This is a genomic window from Peptidiphaga sp., from assembly GCF_057238965.1.
Genome location: NZ_DBHHEV010000130.1, coordinates 1 through 4,649, shown reverse-complemented (window position 1 = coordinate 4,649; position 4,649 = coordinate 1). Strand labels below are relative to the sequence as shown.

The window sequence follows — 4,649 nt, the reverse complement described above, 5'->3', positions numbered from 1 at the left end:
TGATGAAGGTCATGGCCCAGATCGCAATGGTGATGAACCTCGACAAGTGCATCGGGTGCCACACTTGCTCGGTGACCTGCAAGCAGGTGTGGACGAACCGCGAGGGCACCGAGTACATGTGGTTCAACAACGTCGAGACGCGGCCCGGCGTGGGCTATCCGCGCACCTGGCAGGACCAGGAAACTTGGAAGGGCGGCTGGCGCAGGACGAAGTCGGGCAAGCTCCAGCTGCGCCAAGGCGGGCGTCTGGCCAGCCTTGCGAAGATCTTTTCGAATCCGACGCTGCCCGGCATGGACGACTACTACGAGCCGTGGACGTACGAGTACGACAAGCTGCTCTCCGCCCCCGCGGGCTCGGCGAACATCCCCGTGGCCCGAGCCAAATCGCGCATCACCGGCGAGAACATCGACACCATCGAGTGGGGTCCGAACTGGGACGACGATCTGGGCGGCTCCATGGAGACGTTGGACTCGGATCCGACGCTCAAGCAGATGAACCTCTCGGTCGCCAAGAACATCGAAGACTCCTTCATGTTCTACCTGCCGCGCATCTGCGAACACTGCCTCAACCCGGCATGCGTCTCGGCCTGCCCCTCGGGCGCGATGTACAAGAGGACGGAGGACGGCATCGTCCTGGTCGATCAAGACGCCTGCCGCGGGTGGCGCATGTGCGTCTCGGCCTGCCCCTACAAGAAGGTCTACTTCAATCACAACTCCGGCAAAGCCGAAAAGTGCACGCTGTGCTATCCGCGCCTGGAGGCGGGCCAGCCGACGGTGTGCTCGGAAACCTGCGTTGGCCGCCTGCGCTATCTGGGGGTCATCCTCTATGACGCGGACCGCGTGACATGGGCCGCCGCGCAGGAAGACGAACGGAGTCTTTTCCCCGCGCAGAAGGAGATCCTGCTCGACCCCCACGACCCCGAGGTGGTCGCGCAGGCGCACATGAACGGCGTGCCGCATTCGTGGATCACCGCCGCCCAGGAATCGCCCATTTGGGACCTCATCTCCACCTACGGCGTGGCGCTTCCCCTCCATCCCGAGTTCCGCACGCTTCCCATGGTCTGGTATGTTCCGCCGCTCAGCCCCGTCGTCGACGCCGTCACCGCCTCGGGCAACGACGGCGAAGACCACAGGGTGCTGCTGTCGGCGATCTCGCAAATGCGCATTCCCATGGAGTATCTGGCCGGGCTCTTCACCGCGGGCGACACCGCCCCCGTCGAGCTCTCGCTCAGGCGCCTGGCGGCCATGCGCTCCTACATGCGCGACGTGTTCATGGGCCGCGAAGGCAACGAGAGCATCGCCGCCTCGGTGGGCATGGACGGGGCGACCATCCAAAAGATGTACAGGCTTCTGGCCATCGCCAAGTACGACGAAAGGTACGTCATACCCACGGCCAGCCCGGAGCTGCCCCGCGGGATTTCGGAGCTCGAAGGCTGCCCGGTCTCCTACGACGTCGAAGCGTTCCACGGGGTCGGCCCGGGCATGAACCCCACCCGTTCGGACGGACGCCGCATGCTCCCCCTCGAGGTTCTCCGATGAGCACATTCGTGGGAATCCCCAGGATTCCGAGCAAACGCCGCATACGGGTCGACGCCGACCAGGCCCGGATCATACGCATGGCGTGCTCGCTGCTGCTCGACTACCCCGACGAAGCCCTCGAAAGCGAGATCGCCGCGGTCAGGGCGGAGCTGCACGCTCTGCCGGACGAGGTGGCCGAAGAACTGGAGGCATTCTGCACGCAGGCAGAACAGATGGGGCTGCGCGCACTTCAGGTTCTCTACGTCGAGACCTTCGACCAGCGTCGGCGCTGCGCTTTGTCGTTGACCTACTATTCGCAGGGCGACACACGAGGGCGCGGCCAAGCGATCCTCGCTTTCAAAGAGGTCATGGCCCGCGCTGGCTTCGAGCCGGCTCGCGAAGAGCTTCCCGACCACCTGCCCGTGGTTTTGGAGTTCTGCGCCCTCGACGAATCCGGCGTCGGCGAGGACCTGCTGGGGGCGAACCGGGAGGGAATCGAGGTGCTCCGCACGGCTCTGCGCAGTGCCGATTCGCCTTACGCCCACCTCCTCAACGCACTCGTCCTGACGCTTCCGGAACCCAGCCCGGAAGCGATCGAAGGCTATCGAAAGCTCATCAGCCAGGGGCCGCCCACCGAACTCGTGGGCATAGGCGATCTGACCGCCACCCCTTTCCCGACGTCGCAGGAAAGGCTGCAACCATGACCGTTCTCGACACCCTCCTATGGGTCGCACTTCCATACGTGTCGTTCGTCCTGCTCGTGGCGGGCCTTCTCTGGCGCTACCGCAGCGACCAGTATGGGTGGACGAGCCGTTCCTCGGAATGGAACGAGAAGGCCATCTTGCGGTGGTCCTCCCCCCTCTTTCACATCGGCATCCTGTGCGTTGCGGGAGGGCACGTGGTCGGCTTGGCCGTACCCGCCTCATGGACCGAGACCTTCGGCGTCTCGCAGCACATGTACCATCTTGGCGCCACCGTGCTCGGTTCCATCGCCGCCCTCATGACGATCGTTGGATTGGTGGGGCTGATCTATCGACGCTTCGTCGTGAAGTCCGTACGGTTGGCCACGACCCGCAACGACATCGTCACCTACGTCCTTCTGACGATTCCCATCGTCTTGGGGACGGTTGCCACGGTCAGCTCGCAGATCTTCGGCGGGCATGAGGGATACAACTACCGCGAGACGATCAGCCCGTGGTTCCGCTCGATCTTCACGTTCAGTCCGAAGCCCGAGCTCATGCTCGACGTCCCCTTGGCTTTCAAGCTCCACGTCGTGGCGGGCCTTCTGCTCTTTTGCATCTGGCCTTTCACGCGCCTCGTCCATGTCGTCTCGGCCCCGGTGGGCTACCTGACCCGGCCCCAGGTGGTTTATCGTTCGCGCGACCGCGCCAAGCCCGTGTCCCGTCCGCGCGGCTGGTGAATTCGCACGCAGCCCCGAGCCGGCGAAGCCCGAGGCGCGATCTACCGTGCCTCGTACGCGCGGCCGACCGGCGACGGCGCACGTAGAATGCCGGTCAAAGGGCGAAACGCAATCTGCAAAGGAGGGTCCGTGAGCGCCAAGCGCCATCGATTCGGCGATCTGCTGTCTGCAATCGCCCGGTTGACCCCTGCGCAGCACTCGCTTCTGACCGCCGTCTCACGCCACAACGTCCCGGTGACCGTCACCCAGCTGGCCAAGGAAAGCGGCCTGCACTCCTCGTCCGTTCGCGAGACCATCGAGGCCCTCTACAATTCGGGGTTGGTCACCCGCGAACAGCTGCCGGTTTCCGGGCGCGGCAGGCCCGCTCTCGGATACCTCACACTCGCGCCCGCAAACGCCGCTTTCGCCGGCCAGCTCCTCGAACAAAGCGTCTCGGCCATGCTCGCCTGGCTCCGCGTCAACGCCTCCAATCCGGTCGAGGCGGCCTACGACATCGGCGCGAGGTGGGGAGAACAGGCTGTGTCCGACAACGAGTCGGCCAAGCTCCCGGACGGCCCGAAAGCCTCCGGCCGCTCAGACTTCCCCCTCGCAAACCACGCCGACTGCATCCGCCGTTTTCTTACGAATATGGGCTTTGCGGCAACCTCGCATCCGACTTCGCCGTCGTGCCTCATCCTCAACGCCTGCCCATACACCGACCCTGCCTTTCCGGATCCCCTGGCCCTCGAATTGCGCCGCGGCGCCGTTGAGCGCATCGTCCAGGCCGCCTGCGGCGCGGACGTCGACGTCGACTTCGCCGCCGACCCAGACAACCCGGTCGTCGCAAAGGTGACGCTGTGCGAACAGGAGGGCCGGCGGCCGGCGGGCGGCGGGCGGCTGACCGTGCGGTGCTACGGAGGCGCCGCCGGAGCGGGCCAGACCGACAGCATGACGTTCCCGCGCTCCTCGGCGCCCGAGACCCTCCGTGCGCTCATAGACGAGATTGTCGGCGAGTTCCCCGATTTCGCACGGGTTGCCGACATTTCCTCGTTTCTCGTCGACGAACGCGAGTCGGGAACGGACACGCCTCTTCGCGACGGCACCGTCGTCGAGGTGCTGCCGCCCTTCGCGGGAGGGTGAGATGCTCGACGTCGTTCACACCGGGCTGACGGCCCAGCGGCTGCACGCCGCCGCAATTTGCAAGGATGCGCACGACCCGCGTTGCGGCGCCGTGGCGATGTTCCAGGGAACCGTCCGCGACCATTCGGGCGGCGCGACCGTGGCCGCGCTCGAGTACACGGCGCACCCCTCGGCCGCGCGCATTCTGCGGTCGATCGCGGAAGGCCTGACTCTGCGCCAAGGCGTTCACCGCGTCGAGGCCTGGCATCGAACGGGGCTGCTGGACGTCGGCGACCTCGTCATGGTGGTCGCGGTGGCCGCCGAGCACCGGTCCCAGGCCTTTGCCGCAGCCGAGGCCCTGGTGGACGAAGTCAAGGCTCGCCTGCCTGTGTGGAAGAAGCAGATCATGGCCGACGGCAGCCACAGCTGGTCGGGATTGGAGTCCGCGTGAAATTCAGCGTTTCAGAGCATCGGGCATTCCTCGAGGGGCTCGTCGAGCCGTTGGAGCCGCTCGAATGCGCCATCGACGCCCTGCCCTACGGAACCGGCCGGGAGGGTGCGCCGCCGCTCGCGGACGCCCGGCCCGGCGCCGTCTGGCCGGGCCGTTCGGCTCC

General features: G+C 66.1%; 5 protein-coding genes. All 5 read left to right on the top strand.

Going from position 1 to position 4,649, the window contains the following annotated elements; genetic code table 11:
• Positions 1–2 precede the first annotated feature (2 nt).
• Entirely contained in the window at positions 3–1,538 is a 1,536-nt protein-coding gene (gene narH, locus ACO48X_RS10825) for a nitrate reductase subunit beta (protein ID WP_485002095.1), read from the top strand.
• The gene (gene narJ, locus ACO48X_RS10820; protein ID WP_485002094.1) at positions 1,535–2,221 is read left to right on the top strand and encodes a nitrate reductase molybdenum cofactor assembly chaperone; all 687 of its coding nucleotides are present in this window, start codon (positions 1,535–1,537) and stop codon (positions 2,219–2,221) included. Before narH ends, narJ begins: the two co-directional genes overlap by 4 nt.
• Complete coding sequence (gene narI / locus ACO48X_RS10815; RefSeq protein WP_485002093.1) at positions 2,218–2,937, top strand: respiratory nitrate reductase subunit gamma; 720 nt, start codon at positions 2,218–2,220, stop codon at positions 2,935–2,937. Before narJ ends, narI begins: the two co-directional genes overlap by 4 nt.
• A gap of 129 nt (positions 2,938–3,066) precedes the next feature.
• A complete protein-coding gene (locus ACO48X_RS10810) occupies positions 3,067–4,056 on the top strand; it encodes a MarR family transcriptional regulator (protein ID WP_485002092.1) in 990 nt (329 codons plus the stop codon).
• Position 4,057: 1 nt separating this feature from the next.
• Positions 4,058–4,486, top strand: coding sequence for a molybdenum cofactor biosynthesis protein MoaE (locus ACO48X_RS10805; protein WP_485002091.1), 429 nt, complete (start codon positions 4,058–4,060; stop codon positions 4,484–4,486).
• The last annotated feature ends 163 nt before the right edge of the window (positions 4,487–4,649 follow it).